Annotated in this window: 1 protein-coding gene; it reads left to right on the top strand. The window is 66.7% G+C overall.

What is annotated here, in order from left to right:
- Positions 1-329 (top strand): phosphoribosyltransferase (locus E5162_RS14205; protein WP_241973582.1); only part of this gene is annotated, 329 nt, incomplete at its 5' end.
- Positions 330-351: the final 22 nt, after the last annotated feature.

Here is a 351-nt window from a genome sequence, read left to right on the forward strand (position 1 = left end):
ATCTGGCCGACTGCCTCACCCCGCAAAATCGCCTGCTGATCGTGGACGACGTGTTCGACCGCGGCCACAGTCTTGAGACGCTGATCGGGCGGCTTCGCGAGGGGTGCGGACCGGCCATGCCGGGCGAGGTGAAGACGGCTTGCGTCTGGTACAAGCCGACACGGCGCGAGACCGAACTGGCGCCGGACTATTACGTGCACGAGACGGCGCGCTGGCTGGTCTGCCCGCACGAGCTGGAAGGCCTGACGCCGGACGAGATCGCACAGCACAAGCGTGTGCCGGCCGGATTCGCCGACGCGGCCGGACGCCCCGGGACCGCCCGCAAATAGCCTTTAAAAAAGCTCCAATTGG

This window comes from Marinicauda pacifica, from assembly GCF_004793635.1.
Taxonomy (GTDB): Bacteria; Pseudomonadota; Alphaproteobacteria; order Caulobacterales; family Maricaulaceae; genus Marinicauda; species Marinicauda pacifica.